11 protein-coding genes are annotated in these 21,048 nt (G+C 41.1%); all 11 read right to left on the bottom strand.

Annotation, left to right across the window (positions count from 1 at the left end):
• Positions 1 to 27 precede the first annotated feature (27 nt).
• Complete coding sequence (locus DCO56_RS16985) at positions 28 to 2,889, bottom strand: glycoside hydrolase family 2 protein (RefSeq protein WP_108634936.1); 2,862 nt, start codon at positions 2,887 to 2,889, stop codon at positions 28 to 30.
• 97 nt (positions 2,890 to 2,986) lie between these two features.
• The gene (locus tag DCO56_RS16980; protein WP_108634935.1) at positions 2,987 to 3,529 is read right to left on the bottom strand and encodes a DUF3347 domain-containing protein; all 543 of its coding nucleotides are present in this window, start codon (positions 3,527 to 3,529) and stop codon (positions 2,987 to 2,989) included.
• A gap of 1 nt (position 3,530) precedes the next feature.
• The gene (locus DCO56_RS16975) at positions 3,531 to 5,981 is read right to left on the bottom strand and encodes a zinc-dependent metalloprotease (RefSeq protein WP_181390588.1); all 2,451 of its coding nucleotides are present in this window, start codon (positions 5,979 to 5,981) and stop codon (positions 3,531 to 3,533) included.
• Between the two features lie 20 nt (positions 5,982 to 6,001).
• Positions 6,002 to 7,426 (bottom strand): RagB/SusD family nutrient uptake outer membrane protein, encoded by a 1,425-nt coding sequence (locus tag DCO56_RS16970; RefSeq protein WP_108634934.1) that lies wholly within the window; start codon positions 7,424 to 7,426, stop codon positions 6,002 to 6,004.
• Positions 7,427 to 7,438: 12 nt separating this feature from the next.
• Entirely contained in the window at positions 7,439 to 11,044 is a 3,606-nt protein-coding gene (locus DCO56_RS16965) for a SusC/RagA family TonB-linked outer membrane protein (protein ID WP_245935856.1), read from the bottom strand.
• A 31-nt stretch (positions 11,045 to 11,075) separates the two neighbouring features.
• Positions 11,076 to 12,221 (bottom strand): FecR family protein, encoded by a 1,146-nt coding sequence (locus DCO56_RS16960; protein WP_108634933.1) that lies wholly within the window; start codon positions 12,219 to 12,221, stop codon positions 11,076 to 11,078.
• A gap of 56 nt (positions 12,222 to 12,277) precedes the next feature.
• The gene (locus DCO56_RS16955; RefSeq protein ID WP_146191077.1) at positions 12,278 to 12,862 is read right to left on the bottom strand and encodes an RNA polymerase sigma factor; all 585 of its coding nucleotides are present in this window, start codon (positions 12,860 to 12,862) and stop codon (positions 12,278 to 12,280) included.
• 458 nt (positions 12,863 to 13,320) lie between these two features.
• Complete coding sequence (locus tag DCO56_RS16950) at positions 13,321 to 14,745, bottom strand: sialate O-acetylesterase (protein WP_245935855.1); 1,425 nt, start codon at positions 14,743 to 14,745, stop codon at positions 13,321 to 13,323.
• 123 nt (positions 14,746 to 14,868) lie between these two features.
• Positions 14,869 to 15,807: a glycoside hydrolase family 43 protein gene (locus DCO56_RS16945; protein WP_108634931.1), complete on the bottom strand. Its 939-nt coding sequence runs from the start codon at positions 15,805 to 15,807 to the stop codon at positions 14,869 to 14,871.
• A gap of 43 nt (positions 15,808 to 15,850) precedes the next feature.
• The gene (locus DCO56_RS16940) at positions 15,851 to 18,247 is read right to left on the bottom strand and encodes a glycosyl hydrolase 115 family protein (RefSeq protein WP_108634930.1); all 2,397 of its coding nucleotides are present in this window, start codon (positions 18,245 to 18,247) and stop codon (positions 15,851 to 15,853) included.
• Positions 18,248 to 18,275: 28 nt separating this feature from the next.
• Positions 18,276 to 20,804 carry an alpha-L-arabinofuranosidase C-terminal domain-containing protein gene (locus DCO56_RS16935; RefSeq protein WP_108634929.1) on the bottom strand — a complete coding sequence of 843 codons (2,529 nt, stop codon included), beginning with the start codon at positions 20,802 to 20,804 and terminating at the stop codon, positions 18,276 to 18,278.
• Between the last annotated feature and the right edge of the window lie 244 nt (positions 20,805 to 21,048).

Raw genomic sequence — 21,048 nt, 5'->3', positions numbered from 1 at the left:
GCCCTTTTTTATGTATGAACCAGTACATTAATCGGTCAATACATTTACTTTAGGCATCACGAATTGGGTATTTTCTTTTTCTCCCTTCGGTGTACCAAAGTAAAAATAGAGTGTCCGGTCTATTTTTTTATCCATTTGATTCGGCTCTCCTGCAGGTCCATTCACTGCGGCATTACCATTGATCCCCAGGGCCAACTTTGTTCCAATAGGCGGAATGGCGTCCAAAAAGGAAATATCTCCAGTAGGTAATTGTGGATATCCTTTGGGACCTGAAATGCCATAAAATTCAAACAGCCGCAGAAATAGATCATCCTGATCTGTTGCGACCAAAAACTTTCCTTGAACGGTATTGAATTGTACCCAACTGACATCCGAAAAGTAGCCTTTAAATTCAGGAAATGTCCATGGCCCAATACCAGCCTTTCCATCGTTGTACATTTTTTCCCATGTATTTAGCGTAACTCCTTGCAACCTATTCTTCCATACGCGGTAAGGGCCATTTCCCAACCATTTGGCTCCGATAATATAGTTTTCAGGAAAGTTGAAGCTTACTCCCGCATAAGGTACTGCTTTTTTCATTTTGTAGGCATAATCGAGTTTCAACCAACCATCCGGACGCATCGTCCAACGGATAAAGCTTAGATTACCATCAAACATAAACTCGACCACCTCATTTTTCCCTTCTCGCCAACGTTTAGCGCTCTTCAGCTCTGACTGACCATCGATCAGCACCGGACCATTATTGAAAGCCAATTTCATGCTATAATCATTGGCTAGATCAACCAATAATCCTGTTTTTTTTGAAACAAAAGCGGTTATTCCATTTGCCTTAAGGATGTAATTCACACTGTCTTCTTTCGCTTCAACATCCGCAGAAGATTTCAAAGGTAGGATTTCAGTAGTCAATGTTTGATTGGATTTTACCCGCCATGTCCAGGTATAAATTTCCGCACCCTGTGGATCAGTCGCGGTCAATACCAGCGCATCATACTGCTTCCAGTCACCAGGCAAATTCAATTGCAAAGCTCCCTTTTGCGTAGGAGCCACTACAGGACTGTTTACTTTTAGGTTTAGCACCGAATCCATGCCCGAATCATCCGCATAGGGCTGCTGATAAGTAATCAGTTTACCCTCAAATTGACACGCTTTTAGATCGGTAAAGTGGAAACGATTTTCTACCGGAATAGTTCCATTGAAATCAGCAGGTAATTTTTTCATTTTAATATGCACAGGTGCATAGATCTCTCGAATGGCATAGAAACTTCCTTCTTTTTCACGATGGGGTCCAAGGATTCCGTCCGGGGCATTTACCCGGTTGACATCAATCACATTATTGAAATCTGTCCGTACGATACCCTCATCCGCAAAGTCCCAGATAAATCCGCCTGCACCTAATTTGGCATTCCAGTGCAACTCCCATATATCCGCCAATCCTGCTGCTGCGCCACCGTCATCCTGCGCATGGAGAAATTCGGTCGGCATATAAATGTTCGGCCCCTCCAGAATTTTTTTGGTCGAATAAAAGTCTTCATAATGGTTGCAGTCGATTCCATTGATTGCATTCCCAGGTCTATGGTGTGCATGGATCACTGTTCGTGCGGAGAGATCATATTTCCTATACTCGTCTACGAGTTCTTTATTGTGTCCACCTTCATTACCGTTGCTCCAAAGTATAATGGAAGGATGATTGGCATCGCGGATAACCATTTCTTGCACCAGCTTTTTACCCACAACGGTACTGTATGCCTTTTGCCACCCGGCCAATTCATCCAAAACATATAAGCCCAATGAATCGCAATAAGCCAAAAACGACCTATCTGGAGGATAATGCGAACAGCGCACCGCATTCATATTCATTTCCTTGATTAATTTCACATCGTTCAGATCCAATTGCGCGTTCACCGAACGTCCGGTTTCGGGCCACCATACATGACGATTCACACCTTTCATCTTCACTTTTACCCCATTGACATAAATGCCATCTCCCTGGCGAACTTCGATCGTCCTAAAACCAAAACGATCCTGATATTGATATCCTTTATTCTTGCCATTTACTAGGGTATAGGTAACTTGATATAGGTTTGGTGTCTCCGCTGTCCATAACAACGGTTTTTCTACTTTCATTTCGACCAATTTCACTGAATCTTTCGAAGTAATCGGAAATTTCTGAGTTGAGATCACATTCCCTTTTAAATCTTTGATCTCTACCAATAGATCATTTGCTTTAGACAAGCCCTCCAAATGCACATTGCTTCGAAAAGTTCCGTCTGCTTTTGCATCAATAGCCGTCCAGCTGATATGTTCCTGTGGCGTCGCCTCAAGGTACACCGGTCTATAAATACCGCCTAAAATCCAATAATCCGCCAGACGCTCCGCGTTGTTAACGGATTTATCGGAAGACATCTTCGATACAGTGGCTTCTAATATGTTAGTCTTGCCAAAGGTGATCTTGTCGGTAACATCGTACTTAAACCGATAGAAAGCACCTTGGTGGATATCTCCGGCCAACTGACCGTTGATCTTGACTTCAGTATCCGTCATCGCCCCCTCAAAAACCAAGCTTATTTTCTTCCCTTTCCAATGCTTTGGAACAGTAAACTGATGCCGATACAGACCTTTCTCATCGTGAAATACAAAATTCTTTCCATAGGTCACATAGTCCCGACCATAATTGTAAGCCCCAAATCCCTGCTGTTCCCAATGACTCGGCACTGCAATCTTATCCCATTTCCCTGCTTTACGTCCACCTGTGACCCAGAAGTCCCAATTGACCGTGTGAATATTGTCTGTTCCCGAAAGATAATGTATTTCTTTCTGCGTCTGTGCTGAGGCCATTAGGACGGTCGTAACACACAGCAATGTAAGGAAGGCTATTCGAATTTTAAGCATAGGTTTATCATTGAGTTTGCAAGCCCCTAAAATAAAAAGTTCAGGACACTAAAGTGTCCTGAACTTACCTGATTTGTTGTAATTTCTTCGAAGATCCTTAATGACAGGCTACGGGCTCAGGATAATCTTCTGTCGCCATACCCTTAACCAATTGTCCACAATTACGCATGGAAGCTGCGTAAGGATTTTCAATCTCTTTGTCATAACTCAACCAATAAGCTTTTTCCATCGGACAATATTGTAAGTAGACGGCTTCATCTGTACATTTCATCGTTTCCATAATGGTAAATAGGGATTGCGTAATTGCAGAGAATGAAACCTTCATTGCCTTCATATCCTGCGCAGATTTTAAGCCGGCAGCGTCTGCCTTCATGGTCTGACTGACCTTCTTAAGGCGCATCATATCGTCAAGCTGCAGACCTTTTAGCCGAAAGTTCTGTACTTCTTTTTCTAACTGAACGACATTCTCCTTAGCACCGGCGAAATTCTCATCCGTAATATCCTTTTTAACTTCCATGTAGGCCTTAAATAATCTGTCTCGTTGTGCTTGTGCATTATCCTGCCCTTGGCTTAATTGGCAAGAAACCAGCATGAAGCCGATCACGCATGCCACATACATTTTTTTAAATCTACTTTTCATTTTAGTCTTTGTTTATTTGATTTTGAATACGTTTAATTTCTTGCAGCATCAAATTCAGATGCTGCTTATTGAGTTGATCTGTTTGCTTGGCATTAAGCAGATTGATCTGCTCAATCAAACCTGGCAGATAATTTCTGACATACAGTTGCACGTCACTGCGCTGTGCCTGTGTAATAATATCCGACCCAGGTCCGATTTTCGGGTTAACAACTTGATTTACCCGTTCCAGAAAAAAGCGTTGCTGGCCACGTTTGAAGGCATCAATACGAAGATCACCACCGGGCAATGTCCATATTCCATGACCAACATCTTCCAAATATTCATTCAAGGTGTAAGGGTCTTCGTTGCTTAGAGACTTGATATAAACATTATAAAGCAAACCGGGACTCATCAGCATGTTGAGCATCTGCTCTTGTTGATCATTGATTTCTTTATTGGCGTCTATTCCAATAAGGGACTGTATATTGTCAGGATACAACCACAAGGGTGGCGTAAATACATTATCATTTACATAGTGTACTGCTGCTTTTACCTTTTCTTTGGGAACAGCCGCGTAGACGGCTCCTTTTTGACCCCGGACTTTATTCGTAATCTCTTGACTTCCGATATTTTTTAGCACATGGTATAAATAGCGATTAAATTGTCCGCGGACAGCTTTATGCATATCTTTTAGGTTGCTGTAATCATCCGAAGGCTCGTCTGTCCATGCGATCAATTGGGGAACGACGCGTTTTAAATTTTTGAGGCCATAGGTACTCGCCAACATAGAATCGTCGCCCAGATCTTCCTTCTGACTACGCGGATCTTCATTGTTTCCTTCCCCACCGAACCATAGCTTTGGGTTGACCATCAGACTATCTGTCACCTGTTTTGTAAGATAACCCCGCTCTTCTTCACCAGTCGAAAACTGTGGAAGATATTGATACCCCCATTGAATGGCCCATTTATCGTACATGCCTACGCGTGGATATATTCCAGCAAGCGCAACGTTATCTTCTGGCTGGGCTACATAATTGAATCTGGCATAATCCATGATCGAAACGGTATGTCCATGTTTTTCAACCCATTTCTTATCGCGCAATTTCTCGACCGGCGTTTGGCTGCTCGCCCCCATATTATGCCGTAGCCCCAAACTATGTCCCACTTCGTGTGAAGAAACAAAGCGAATTAACTGCCCCATCACTTCGTCATCCAGCTGCATTTTTTGAGCAGCTTTGTTTAATGGCCCCACTTGTACCATAAACCACTGTTGGACAAGCTTCATGACATTATGATACCAACCGACATGCGCTTCAATAATCTCACCGCTTCTAGGATCTGAAATCCGAGGCCCATAAGCATTTGCTTTTTCAGAAGCAAAGTAACGGATGACGGAAAAACGCGCATCTTCCAGGCTCATGGTCGTATCCTGCTCGGGCCACTCTTTGCCTACGATTGCATTCTTAAATCCGGCTTGTTCAAATGCGACGTTCCAGTCATTGATCCCTGCGATGAGATAAGGGCGCCACTTCTTGGGCGTCGCGGGGTCTATATAGTATACAATTTGCTTTTGTGGTTCTACAAGTTCACCTTTTAAGTATCGCGACACATCATTGATCTTAGGCTCAAGTCTGTAGCGTTGTATAAAATTCAACGCTTTGGAGCGTTGATCTTTATCGGTGAATAAAATATATTTATTGGCGAAATAGCCCACACGATCATCAAAAATCCGCTTTTTCATCGGCACTTTTGGCAATAATACCATGGATGTATTGGTCGTAAAAGTCATCGCTCCCGTCAAACTCGCTGCTGGTGTACCAGAGGTGGATGAATATGTCTTTGTAGTCTTCACTTCTAAATTGATCGGAAAGACTTTCATATCAGTAATAAAAGATCTGTCGTCTGCCAGTGATGACAATTTATTTTCACTTTTTATTTTGCTGTCAAAGGAAATCGCCGCATTGTCCTTGCGAAAAAGATCTGTCACATCGATAAGATAGCCGTTTTTTGCCGGATTAAGTCCTTTTATATCTAAAATAGCGATGATTGGATCTTCCTGAGACTGAACTAGTGCGATCCGTATAGCGTCGTTTTCCGGGGCGTCTTGTTTATAAATTGCTGCCCGCAACTGTATACGGTCACCCAGGCCTTTCTCAAAATAAAGTGTCTGTTCATTCAGCTTTTCACCGCCATACATTGGGAATCCCTGTGGGGCTGACACCAAGCGCGTTACCGTCAGGAAATAACGGTTCAACAGACTGTCCGGTATTTCTAGATACCATTTTTTGTCAGATTCAAAGACATTAAATACGCCGGAACGGGCAATTTTTTTCTTCTTTAAAATCTTTTCATAGGCTTCATCCAAATCATTTTTTGATTTTATAGTGTCTACCGGAGTCAAATTTTGATGGGCTTGAGCCATACCGCCGAACAAGAGCAAGGCAAGCAAACTATAGATAATTTTGTTTTTCATGTGTAATGTAATAGCATATATTAAAACGGTACAGTTTCATCCGTGTTTAAACGTAAGTTTGGGTTTAACTTCATGGCATCCAATGGAAATGGAATAATATACATTCGTGAATTTGGGGCCAATGTATAGGTCTTTTGCTCCACCGTCTTATTGACAATAGGGAATACACGAACAAGTGTTTTGGCATAGTCAGGTTCTAGGTTCAAGCGTTTCAAATCAAAAAAACGATGGAAACCGATTGGCAATTCTTTACGGCGTTCGTTTATCACTAGATTCATCGCTTCTTTTCGGGTAGTTGGAACTGCCAGAATTGCTTTATCGCCTTCGATCCGGGTTTTACGTAAGGTATTCAACATGTCAATAGCCTTTGTAAATTGATCCTGACGGGCATAACATTCGGCTAGCATAAGGTAAATCTCTGGTGTTTTCAGTCCCACTGTGGGGAAGAAAAAAGCAGTGTATTTCACGTTGTAGTAACTTGCTCCAGCACCAATATCCAGAAAACTGGCATTTGAGGTCGTATAAAATAGACTAAAGCGTTTGTCTTCCTTGTCAAACATACTTGTCAATTCTGGGCTTAAGATATAGCTATAACCAAAATTCATCTCCGTATAGCCATTCACATACATATAGCTTAATACCTCCGGGTTATTTTCAGCGATTATAGGTGTCTTGCTTGGCCCCCCTAACTTTTCATACTGAACAAGATCAATTAGCTGTCCGTTAAGCTGCAAGGCTTTTTCTGCAGCAGCTTGCGCTTCAACAACTTCTCTTTTGAAAAGATGCACCTTCGCCTTCAATGCATAAGCAAAGGCCAGTGACGGATGATAGGGATTCGTAGGTTTCTCCTGCAAATAGGGCAAAGCATCCTCGATATCCTTTTGGATAAAATCGTATACCTGCTGTACCGTTGATTTTGCCGGCTTAGCTTCAAGGTCATATTTATCCATAATACAGACACCGCCATCCTGAGAAGCGGTATTCGCGTCATAGGCTTTGGCGTAGACATTGATCAAATGGAAATAATCAAAGGCCCGAAACATCTTGGCCTCAGCCTTGGCTAGGGTCTTTAATTGACTATCGCCTGTACTTTCATCAACCAAGGAAATAATCATATTCCACTGTGCAATATATTTATAACATTGATTGTAAAAGCTCGATGCGGTAATGCGGCTTACCCGATCCTCTTGTTCTTGGAACAAAAAGTTAATGGTATTCATATTAGGCGTCAAACCGATTACATTGGATTCTTTCATATACTGGTCATCGACCAAATATTGAAAGTTATTAATCGGATAGCCCCTATTGGGATAAGCGACCAAATCGTAATAATCTTGAGCGGTGCTCACCAATTGTGAGCCTTTTGGTGTTATATCGAGGTATTTGTCGCAGGCGGAAAAGACCACTAGAGTCACAAATGCCGCCGCTAAAGTTTTAAAAGTCATCGTAGATTCAGATTAAAAAGTTAATGAAAGCCCCATGAGGAATGATTTAGCCAGTGGCAAATTGCGTGTTCCGCTATTGAGCGAATAGGCTTCTGGATCGATATCATCACCAGCCGCAGTCCAGGTCCATAAATTATTCACCTGCAAGGTTAATTTGACGTTTTGCATCCCCGCTTTCTGCGCTAATTGTTTTGGTAATTGATAACCCACAGCCACATTTCGCAGCTTCATGTAATCTGCAGAAACAATCTGCTTATCGCTATTCCGCCATAAGGTAGATAGTTTGCTCGCATCGGTACGTAATTTGTCTGGATAATCAACCAGTAATCTTGGATAATCATTATCCGCACCTTCTGCCCATCGATTGACCAAGCCCGCGTTTGTCAGCTTATCACTTGCTAAGTCGATCGCATCTTTACGCAGTTTATGTCCGCCCGAAAAAACGAACATCGCAGACAGATCAAATGCTTTATAGCGCAAACGTTGATTGATAGAACCTGTATACTTAGGAAACAAGGTCCCCATATTTACCAGTGCCTCCGGCGAGGTAATTTCTTTGATGCTCGTCGGTGTACCGTTCTCATCAAAGACAACATTTGATTCACCGTTTTGATCCAAGAAATAAGGATAGCCATTCACCATGCCTCCATAGCGAAAAGCCATGATTGAATTATAGCTACTTCCTTCAAAAAAGTAATTACTTGGTGAACCAACATACGATTGGGCTGTAGAAGTTAAGCCGTTCACTTTCTCCACCTTATTCTTATTAAAGGAAAATACCAGCTGTGTACTTGCCGTAAAATCTTTCTTTTTCAACCATACACCGTTGATATTAAACTCAATCCCTTTATTGCGCAGTGCACCGTTGTTAATCACACGGGAACTGGCCCCCACCGTAGGATCAAGAACAGAATTAATCAATAAATCCGAGCTATATCGATTATATGCATCGATACTAGCCGAAAGGCGGTTGTCGAAAATCGAAAAATCCATCCCTAAATTGGTGGTTGTTGTTTTTTCCCAGCGTAACATGGGGTTTGGCAATGACCTTTGTTCCAAATACTGCAGATAGGGGAAAAGTTTATCCGATTTCCAGGTTGCAGTTCCATAGCTGGAACTGGCTTGATCCACGTTACCGGTAATACCATATGTAGCCCGCAGTTTGAGTGAATTCAACCAGTCTTCATTTTTCATAAAGCCTTCGTTGCTGACATTCCAGCCAGCTCCGACGGACCATAAAGGGCGATATTTAAACTTTGGATCTACACCAAATAGATCTGCTTGATCTACCCGTATGCTTCCAGTCAAGTTAAATCTATTATTATATGTATAACCTGCGTTGGCATAAAGTGAAGTATATCGATGTAAAGTTTCTGTTTGCGCCCCACCATTCAAATCAGATAGTCGGTTGTTTCCCCCATACACATAACTCGTTATTCCTGTTTTACTTAAGGTTGCCCAATCAATTGTTGTCGAAGTCAATGTTACTGGGTTGTATCCTAAAAGCAATTGTTCAATTGAGCGTGGTACATGTGACTGTCGCATCTCGAATCCGGCCAATGCTGTCAGTTGATGTTGACCATATTGTCCAAAGGTATTATCGTAGTTAAACTGATTCCGAAAGGTGTAACTATAGCGTTTGCTCTCAAATTGATAGTAACGTCCTCCAGCAGGTAAATTCTTGGTATAAATACCCGTCGCATCATTGTAACTGACCATTGCATTTGATGCAACACGCATCATGTAGCTATCTTCATCGTAGAAGCTTTCACGTGCTGCTTGGCCCAATTCATATGAAAACTGTGTCTGAAAAGAAAGTCCTTTGTAAATATTGGCCCGCAACGATGTAAAAGCACGAAGGCCTAGACTTTTATTACTTTCAATGCCCTCCCCTAATGCCTCAAGCACATTAAAGGATGTACTTTTTAGATTTCCATTTGCAGCAATTTGTTCCGCCGTTTCGCCGTTAATGGCAGAGCCTGGTCCTACTGAACTGGGCAATTCAACGTACGGTGTATAGACTAAGTTGCCACCTTCATCTTTGATGCGAGCATAACGTGGTTGCAAGAACACATTATTGTAAACGCCGTCGGTTTCTTTATTTACTGTATACGTACCATTCAGTCCTACTGTTGCAGACAACCACTTGGTCAAATTAAAGCCCGACTTTAGATATAAGTTGAATTTCTCATTCTTTTCATTGACCACCTGTCCCTTTCCCTTATCATAATTAAAAGAAACAAAGGTATTGCTCTTAGTGGAGTTCTGGGGGATGCTCGCGTTATAACGTTGACGTGTTTCATTCTGCCAGACATTGTCCGTAAACTCCTTAATATAATCGTTGCTCCGCCATGAATTGATCGTTGCCTCCCGTTCTTGCTGACTAATCGCACCAATGGATTCCTTTCGAAATAGATCATACAATGGTGAATAATATTTTAGACTGCCACTGCCCAGCTTTCCATAGTAATTAAATAGCGATTCACTATTCGCATAACGGGATAGCTCCTTCTTATATACATCAATTTCATAATCGATTAAATCCGATGTACGCGCATAGTGCATTTTGGAGATATCCGGTTTCTGCGTGATGAATTGGTCCACATTAAAGTTCACGGAAACACCTTGCCCTTTCCCTTTTTTGGTGGTCACGACGATAACGCCATTAGCCGCACGGGCACCGTAAATAGACGCTGCTGTCGCATCCTTCAAAACGGTAACGGACTCAACGTCATAGGGATTAATATCGTTCAAGGTGAACTCCGTCGGCAAATCATCGACAACAATGAGTGGATTGGTGGTCACCTGACTGGAATAGGTGCCAATGCCCCGAAGTATGGGGCTGTCTGCACCGGAGCGCGTTGGATTTTTGATATAGGTCAACCCAGCCACCTGACCTTCTAACGCGGAAGTCAAATCGGTATTAATCTGTTTGTTCAATTGATCATTGCTGATACCGGTATAAGCTCCAGGACTACGTTCTTTGCTGATACGTTGATATCCCGTTATCATAATTTCGTTGAGCATAGACTCCTTTGCACTCAACATCACACGGACGGGCCGAGCAATTTGTTCCGGGCTGAAGTGCATGACCTTTTCATTAAACGATACATGTCTAAAAGACAATTGAATGTCTGAGCTAGCGACGTTCAATTCAAAATCACCATCTCCGGAACTCATCGTCTGGCTATCATCCTGTAAATTATGAATAGACACGCCGGGAATGGTATTACCCAAACTGTCTATTACTTTTCCGCGTACAAGCTGACTAATGGTTGACACAGCTTTACGATAGAGAATAATCCGTTTGTTTTCCAAACGATAGCCGAAGGGCTGATCCTTAAACAAAATGGATAAAGCATCTTCGACGCTTGAAAGTTTCAGATTAACACTGATCGGGTGCGCCGATTTGAGCAGATTGCCGTCAAATACAAATTCATAGCCGTAGTGATCCGATAAACTCGTAATCACCTCTTTGACATCGGCATTTTTAAAATTCAATTGTACCTGTTGCGCATGTAATTCATAGGGGTCAATCATGCTCATCAAGGCAATTCCAGCAACCAAACTCAGGTATTTTCGTAAAAATACCGGTTGCTTTTCGGTTAGGTGTGACATGGTAGATTAAGGTAAATGTACTATTTAGTTGTTATTTTTTATGAGTAGCTTTTAATGTGATTTTTTTATTGTTCAATTGAAAATTTAGACCACTTGCTTCATTCAATAGATTCAACATTTCCTGTAATGGAATATTTTTTCGAACCTTCATATAGATCGATTGATCAGTAGGTAGCGTAATGGTATCGACATCTACGCCATACCACCTGGACATATCTGACAAGATAACGCGAAGTGACTGATCCCGGTAATCAAAGTAGCCAACCGTCCAAGCAACAGCTTGCTTAGGAGCCAAATTTTCGATATGTATTCCTTTCTGATCGGTTACAGCTGTTTCGCCGGGGCGGAGGACAATTCTTTCAGAGGTCCCCGATTTACTTAAGGCTATCCGTCCAGACATGAGAGATGTGGTAACTCGCCCATCACTCGCATAATTTCGTACGTTAAATACAGTTCCCAATACTTCGATTTTTGCAGCACCAGCATTTACTGTAAATGGTCTTCGCACATCATGGGCGACTTCAAAGTAACCTTCCCCTTCCAAAGAAACTTCTCTTTTAGCAGGGGTAAAAGGGAGCTGAAACCGTAAGGTTGATGCAGCGTTCATCGTAATCTTACTACCATCCTCCAAAACTAGCCTAAAGTCCGAATTAGGAGTATATATCGTTTGCAAACTTGGATTTTTACCTACTGCGATTACTTTTACAGTTTGACTGTCGATCCGAGAAAAGGCAATATCGCCTACTGTCCAAATCGAGTCTGTTTTCGGCAAAATGGCTATTTCTTTACCAGATCTATCTTTAACATATAAAATAGCTTCTGAAGGGGCTATCACATCGGAATGCTTGGGACTTTGTTTTGCATAAAACCATGTGGCCAATCCCGCTACAAACAGAATGGACGCTGCCGCCCACCAGCTCTTTCTATATCTTAAACGGATAGGCTGCTTTTTGGACTCGTTCAGTTTATTTTCCAATCGCTGTCTAATAACCGGGATATGCGCAGCGAAAGATTCTTCGACGTGATCTGCCTCAAAATCTTCAATAGCAAAGGAAGTCAGCGCATTCAATTCATCATCACCAGCTTTCTCAAAATACAGAAGGAGCGCATCCAGATCAACACGATTGATACTCCCATTCAAATAGCTCTTGTAAATATTTTCTATTTTTTTTGCCATATCTATAAGTTAATACGCAACTTACTAGCAAAAACACTATCGCTATCTTATTTTTTTTAAAAAAAATAGAACGTAACAAGAATGATTAAAATCTCATCATAGTGATCCTGTACAAATTGGCGAATATGTTGGTTGGATTTGACCATGGCATTACTCACAGTAGATACGGAAATATTCAATTTCTGAGCAACCTCCTCATAACTTTTCTGTTCTATTTTACATAAAACAAAGATTTCTTTTCTGCGCTCACTTAAGGTATTGAGTGCTCGTTCCAATAATGCCGCCTGTTTTTCTTGAATATCCCCCTCTTTTTCCATAACATAGAGGTGCTCGAAATGTTGGTATAAGTTTTCCTGCAGCGCGGTTTCTTTTGCTAATTTCCTATACCATGAAATCACGTCATTTTTAGCTATTGTAAAGATCCAAGACTTAAAGCTTCGATTCGGATCAATGGTGCATCTCTTTTGCCAGACTTTTAGGAATACATCTTGTACGATCTCTTCACTGACCTGCCTATCTTTAACCATTCGAAAAACATTGGAAAATAAGGCATGACTATAATGCTCGTATAAAGCAAAAAAAGAGTGTTCGTCTCCCTGGGAAAGCGAAATCATTAGCTTATTTTCTGCGGTAACATCCATTTTAAACTTTTCAAAAGGGCAGATAGTATGCTGTTTAAACACCTAACCAGTCGTCAAATTTACAAATTTTCAACTTAATATAGACGCCAATAGCTTTCGAGCGACCATATTATATTCATTTTAGGATTTTTGATTAAGTCAAACAAGCAGAACAGCACAGGATGACAAAACAATTCTATATCCCTAAACTTGTATTATCAAATCAGACTCATCGTCGATTTAGTGAAGTGAGTAATTCAGTGGTAATGAAAGAAAACTATTAGATAGCATTATATTTTTTATCATAAATTTAGGATTAATTGGTTATTTTAAAGGTTTTCATTCTCCCCGTTTGAAAACCTTTTTTTATAACAACCGTCTATTACTGAATGGCAACTATAGTTACAACTTCATCATTTCAGTAACAACTTGATAGCTTCAAAAGTAGCGTACTTCAATAGAAAAAGAACAAAAATATATTACTCCGTTCTGAAAGGTAATGCCGGTAATCCCTCTTTATTAAAAAAATTGGGCCGGGCGGTTTCATTCCAGCCAAAGCGGACCTGTTTTGGTGATTTTACCGATGCTGCCCATACAACAACCTGATCACCATCGATCTTCGCTTCTGCAGGTACAAATTTTCCATCTGAGCCAGCAATTTCAAACCAGGTCAATTGATCACCTTTACATTGCAATCCGCTACCAGCATATTTAAAATTCAGTATTATGCTACTTTCGACTATCTTTTTGCTTTTATATTGCGGTCCCGAAAAAACAGTATTTCTTTGACCATAGTCTAATGCCAGGGGCCACAACGCTAAACGGCGCCCCACTTCCCATTTATAGGAGGGGTGTATATCAGAAAGGTCATCGACCAAATCAGTGACGACAGCCATTCCCGAATGTTTAATATCCATACATTTCGTCTGGATCTCCCAAAACCAAGGCAACGCCTCTACATTATGCTGTGTTTTATCCTTTCTTTTACTATAATAATAAGGGGCGATCTGAACATAGTAAAATGGCATATTCTTATCCTGCCAGACACGACGCCAAGTGTCGATTAGCAATTTTTGCTTTGCATAATAACGTGCATCCTCAAACATCAGATTGCTTTCACCTTGATACCAGATAAAGCCTTTCATGGCAAAAGGCGCCAATGGACGGATCATCGCTTCATACATTTCTCCAGCAACAGCATTTTCAATTTTTGTTTCACCATTTTGCGTCTCCAGCTTAAAGAGACTGGAGTTTTGATAGGCATCCAAGGGTGTCCATGGCTCAATTCTACTGCCGCCCCAGGATGAACTAATTAAACCGACAGGAACATTCAGCTGTTGTTGCAATGTCTTTCCAAAGAAATAACCCGGAGCGGAAAACGGTGCAAGTGAGCTCGGACTGGCAATTTCCCATCCATTAGTTTCCACATCCTCCTGCGACCCTTTCGTTTTGGCAACAAGGAATAAGCGAATTTTTGGATTTTCAGGCTGCCGCAATTCTTCCTCCGCTTGATCAACTCCAACAGCAGGCTTCTTATACCCCTTACGTAATTGCATCGTATACTCCATATTGGACTGCCCCGAACATAGCCACACTTCACCAACAACAACATTTTCCAACAACAATGTATTATCCCCCTTGACTTCAATCGTAAATGCATCGAAACTTGCCTTTTGTGCTTTAAAGGTAACTTTCCATGCACCTTTTTGATCCGCCACTGTTTTTCTTGTTAAACCTTTCAATTTGACCTCAACGCTCTCCTGAGGATCCGCATGTCCCCATATAACCACTGGTTTATCTTGCTGAAGTACCATATTTGAACCAAAAACATGGGGCAGTTTGACTTTAGCCTGCGTACTCAGCGCCAGCGCCGCTAAAAGTATGAAAAGGAGAATTTTCTTCATAAATATAAATTCCGAACTCATTACCTGAAATTAAGCATCTATTCATCGATATGCAACCTGCACTTCACTGTTTATCACAAAAAAGAAGCTACAATCGAAGGCAAGGAATCTCATGCTAAACTATCAGTTTACTTTTAATAGATTTGATAAAACGGATTGATTTACCGTAAAAGCTGTCCCATGACGAATTCCCTTCGGAAAACTCACCAAATCAGAAACATCTTCCCAGTTGACACCGTCTTTACTGCGTACAGCTCCATATTTGTGGTCGCGGTATTTATCGAAATATACATAAATATATTCCCCAACTTGCAACGGAGCAGGACCTTCCGCCCAGTAATCACCTGTAATAGGCTTAGAAACAGTAGTCGGAAATCCTTTGGCTAAACTCTTCGTTGTCGTGATCCGAATATTTTTCTCAGGCGGGTTAGAATTTTCATTTTTCAAAACCATCATATATTCCCTATTGGCCTGCTGTATAATGGCGGCATCAATGACACTAAATTCGGGATCAAAAAATAGCTTGGTTTTTGAAAAACGTTTAAAATCTTTTGTCGTCACGCTATACATACGGTGGTTTAACCCTTTTTCACTGTCACTGGTCAGTACTTCTTTATGTCTTCCGGGAATGGTAGTAGCCCAAATGATATAGTATTCTTTTGTTGCTTTGTCGTAAAAAAGCTCCGGAGCCCAAGCGTTTTTAGCCTCAGGTTCATCTACCATGACTGGTATTGCTTTTTGCTCAGTCCAATGCATAAGATCTTTAGAAGAGGCGTATCCGATAATTTTATCCCACCAACCGGTAGTCCATACCAGATGAAACGTCCCATCTGGCCCTTGGCAAATACTGGGATCGCGCATCAGTTTATCTTTTCCCACTGTTGGTTCTAAGAAAGGTTTACCCTGATTCAAAGGTTCCCATTTCAGTCCATCCAAGCTGTAAGCAAGATGTAACCCATCGGCGCCATTACCTATGAAATAAGAAAAAAGATAGACAGGAGATTGTGCCTTAACCAGGCAAGTCAATACAACGAAGAGTGTAACTAGAAATTGTTTTTTCATGTTAATATCATTATGAACAAGTATATAGTAGAAGAAGAAAACTTTAATCCAGATATAGCGCGATTTCGTCGACTATCACTCCTTCATCGAGTGCTTTTATGCGCAATATATCTTGTTGTAAATTAGTTATTTTAAATTTAATCTTTCGAATAGCCTGATTCCGCAAGACATTCTCTTTCCATTCTTCACTTCGTCCGATTGTTTTGTAAGAAATGGGCGAAGATTTTTCTTTTCCCAAAGACAGCTCAAAACGCAAATCATCTGAAGAGACAGGATGAGTAGGCAGCAAGTGGACGACAATGGTCACAGAATCGCTCTTTAATCTCGGAAGTCGATACTTGGCTTCTACGCCCAATGGGATAGCCGCTGCCTGTCCTTGATAACCTAAGCCTTCATACCCAATTGAACCCGTTAAATCTTTACCCGAAATTCGCTTAGCAGGCTGATCATCATCAGCCATCGGTGCGACCGCTTTTTCTTCAATAAGTTTATCGAAAACAGCAAGGTCTCTTGGTTTACAATCCATGATACCTTTCCATTTACCATTATTCAATGCATTGTATCGTTTACTTAAAGAAAGGATTTTATCATATGCCACGTGGCTTTTTTCCCACTCAGCTTTGCCATGGCGTGCCAATTGTGCATACAGATGCTTCTCGTTCATCTTTGCCGCTGCAACTACCGGATAAAGGACCAATTCAAAATAGGTATCCTTTCGGTCTAGCGGCACAGTGGCATCAATTGCAGTGGCAGCGTCCTGAAGATGTTTATACTGTACCAATCGCTTCTGAATCTGCTGTTCAGACCAAGGCAGATCTTTAACAATTTTATAGGCTGGATCTTTCTCCTCTGTCCGCGTATTTCCCATAAACTCAGGTTTTCGAATATGGGCCAACCGATAGTGTTCCTGCATTAACGGTACTATTTTCTTCGCCAAACGATTTCCGAATTCCCTTTGCAGAAAATGATTCATGTGCTGGTTGATGCCCATTTTTTGTACCTGTTCTATATTCCAGGCCATGTCCATCAATAGCTCAATCTGATATTCAGCAGGCTTAATATCCCCAACATTGACAATCCACATTTTCCGTACATCGTGCTGATATGCTTCACTTAGCTGCTGATAGATCAGTGCTGGGCTCATTGTCGATAGCCAGAGGTAGTCATGCGGTCTTCCCCAATACGATATATGATAATAGAGCCCATTCCCACCTTTTCTTTTCTTCTCTTGTTCATCTGGGAAATGCGTAATGTAACCATAATTATCATCACACCACATCAACGTGGTATAGTCAGGAACGTCTATACCAGCTCGGTAAACATCCAATACCTCTTTATAGGGTATAACGACTTGAGGAATCTGCGCCGGATCTGCATTGATATATTTTCTCAACAGATCCGTTTGATCCTGGAGAACCTCATTGAATGCGTTTTTATAAGCTGCAATTGTTTTAACACCCTCCATTGCTCCATCGTGTTTCCCCCGCATACCAAGTGTAAATATGTTATGGGATTGACCAAGTGTTTTCAATCGATTGGACCAATAGTCCAGTATTTCCTGTCTATTTGTTAAATAGTTGTATGGCCCGTTACCCACGATATCCCATTCCGTTGCACTATTTCGAGCGAGTGGTTCACAATGCGATGAGCCGATATATATTCCATATTTTTCGGCCATTTCCCGATTTCCTTGAACAAAATAAAAAGGGACTGTAACCTCATGCATCGCCGGCCAGATTGAATTGGCCCGAAGGCGTAACAATAATTCAAAAATACGGGCATAAGTTTTAGGCCCGATCGTGGACATTTTTTTTGTTTTCGTCAGATCAATTCCTGCATCCAATTTTGCTTCGGGTTCATAGGTTTTGCTGCTCCAAGGTGTCAACCCCCAATCCTCGTCATTCAGAAATATTCCTCTGAATTGTACCGAGGGAGATTGTTTATCCTCAAAGTTGGACGATAGCGAAACATTAGATTTTTTGAGGGGGCTTGCGTCCGCCCACCAGGACCATGGAGAAACACCCAATTTTCTAGAAATTTCCATAACACCGTATGCCGTACCTCTAGCATCAGAGCCTATCACTAACAGTGTCGGCACTTTTTCAATTTGAATGACTTTCAAATAAAAAGCCTCCCATTTATCGGATATATCAGAAAGAGAAATGTGATGATCTTTTATTAATTTGCCGATTACTGGATCATTTAATTGACCAACGATAATCGCTCCGGGATCGGGATGTGCTATTCGCTTAAATGCAGATTGGCTGACTTGTTGCGCATCTGCCCCCAGGAGTTCCAATGCAGTTTCAATAACAGGATTTCCGCCACCGTAATAGATATTAGCTGCCTGATTATTTTTGATCAGATGGAAGGGCTTGCTGGCAAACAAGGGTGCTATTGCCAAGCAAAAATGAATCAAGATCAATAAAAATTTCTTCATTTGAGACGGTTTATCATATTTTAACAAGCTATTTCGCTGCGGACTCAATTCGTATGATGGTCAACGAATAGGGTGGCAATTGTTGATGCTTAAGCTTTTCAACTGTTTCAGTCCGCTCTTCAGGTTTAGCAGTTTTACTATCCAAGTTTCCAGTTAACTGTGAAACCACCGCTGTTTCAGCTTTTAAATTAAGCTTGTTCAGATCCAATTGTATATTAACCGTAACAGGTAGAATATTGACCATTTTTACAATGAGCGATTTATCTTTCGGATCTTTAACCATAGAAAATGCCACGCGCTTCTGTACATCAACGACAGCATTAGAGTAGCTGGCTTCCATTGGAATATATTCAGTCCCATTATTACGGCCAAATAACTGCTGTACGTAATAAGACGGTGTTAAATTCAAATCAGTATTGGAGAAATAAATAAGATCGGGGCGCCATTGGGTATAATCCTCTTTGGCTAGCAGCGGCGCATAAGAAGCCATCTTAACGATATCGCCATTTCTTTCCAACGCTGTTAAATAGGCTGCCTCCGCCAGTGCCACTTCCAAGGTACTCGCCCGCCCATGAATATGCGCCGCATATTCTCCTAAATACACTTGCGATTTACTCCGGTCATATTTGTCATAAAAGTCTTGATTATGAATAAACCATCCTGGTGTCTGATAATAATGTTCGTCCATAATGGGCACGTTTAATTTATTGGCAATTTTCCAACCTTCAACATAATCTGTTCCCTCGAAAAAAGGACCTGCTGTCCCGATAACTTGTATATCCGGATATTTTTCGCGAATAGCATTGTAAATCATGGTAAAACGCTCTTCAAATACATTGGATATTAGGTCTTCATTACCTACACCAATATATTTTAGATGAAATGGTTCGGGGTGCCCCGCTGCCGCACGTACTTTTCCCCATGTGCTATTTTTATCACCATTGGCCCATTCAATCAGATTTAATACTTCCTGGATATAATCATCCATATCTTCCATTGGGATACCGCACTGCTGGCCACCTAGCGGATGTCCATGTGATCCCGAATTTTGACAAGGCACACCAGCTGCGACTACCGGAACAGCATGCGCCCCGATATCTTCACAAAATTGGAAATATTCGTAATAGCCCAACCCTACAGTCTGGTGATATCCCCACATATTCCGCTGCGGCACGCGGCTTTCCAATGGCCCTACTGTACTGGACCAATGATAGATGTTTTCGATTCCATCTCCATGTGCCAAACAGCCTCCCGGGAAACGGACAAAACGAGGATTTAACGCTGCAATTGCTTCCGCTAAATCCTTTCGTAATCCATTTTTACGTCCTTTATATGTATGCTGAGGAAATAAAGAAATCAGGTCCAGATCCAATTGTTGTAGATCTGTAAATACAAGCTCCAACACAGCATCCTTACAGGTTGAATTAGGGGTCAATGTCAATTGATATTTCTTCCAGTTTTTGCAGTCAACAGTTAAAGATTTCTCATCCAGGATCTTTCCATCTTTCGTGCTCATCCGAATTTTTAGTTGGCGCCCTTTACCGGACGTACCTCTTGCAAAAAATGAAAGATCATAGCGTTCGTTTTTATCCAGGGCAATTCCATCGTACCCTATATTTCTTAATGCGTCTGCCCCCCGCAGCCTAGCATAATGTTTATTATTGGGATGAATGGGGTTTAGACTGTCAATACTGAATTGTCCTGCCCCATCAATGGACCAAGCTGTTTTTTCGTTCCAATTTTTGTCCTGCCCTTGCTTATCGCTCAATTTATATTCAAAATCCCGATTTTGAATCAATTCTGCATAAAGACCTCCGTCTGCCGCGTAATTAATATCCTCGAAAAATACACCCACCAACATGTCACTAATAGGCTTGGTTTGTTCTGTTTTCGGCGTCAATTTAATATCCAATGGCTTTAGGCTAGGGAAACGGGCGGCATCATCAATACTTCTTTCGGACCATTGCTTTTGCTTAAGCAAAGCAAGATCATAATGTTTAATCAATTCTTTAATAACAGACCATGAAACTTTCAACTTCGTCCCATGTAAACGATCTCCAAGAAGTGAAATATGTTCGCGAGCCAACAAACTGTTTTTTACAAGAGATGCCGTTGATTTATCCAAATCGTTTAATGCAACATAATAGTCTTGCCTACCCCAATTGAAAAAATCATTTGTATAAGTATGTGCATACGGACCATTATTTTCGGGGGTTAATTGCCATACACAGGTCCATCCTCCTCCTTTTCGTGGTAATAATACCGGATTAATCATTCGTTTTTCTGATCCCCAACGACCATAATCAGATTTCACAAAAGCCAAATCTGTCCCAATTGAATTCCATTTTTTACCATCCAGACTCCAGGCATATAATAGCCCGTCTCTGCCAGCATTCTTTTCTTTTGCATAAGCAAAAAAATAGGCTGAATCCGGTTCAGACGCCTTCATCCTATGCACATTAGCATTGACATTGGAAATCCAGAATAAACAAAAGAAGCAGAGCGATTTTGTAAGAAACAAATTATAGGCTCTTAATTTGAAGTTATCAGTTCTCATTGGTTATAATTAATCAGAAATATCTATAAATGTATAAATTACATTTATAAAATACAAACCTCACAATTAAAAGAAATAATCGTCACTGACATATTACGATTGTATTTTTTTAATCATCTACCACTAGGTTTTTTATTGAGTTTGGCATGGGGTCGGTTGTTGTTGATTGCCTCTCACAAGCGGTATATATGGTACAATGATATTAAATATTATGGTGTTGACTATCCTGTGGTATCATGTTCAA

The sequence above is a fragment of the Sphingobacterium athyrii genome, assembly GCF_003071065.1.
Classification (GTDB): domain Bacteria; phylum Bacteroidota; class Bacteroidia; order Sphingobacteriales; family Sphingobacteriaceae; genus Sphingobacterium; species Sphingobacterium athyrii.
Note: the sequence above shows the minus strand (reverse complement) of the source record. Positions and strands in the feature narration are given on the sequence as shown.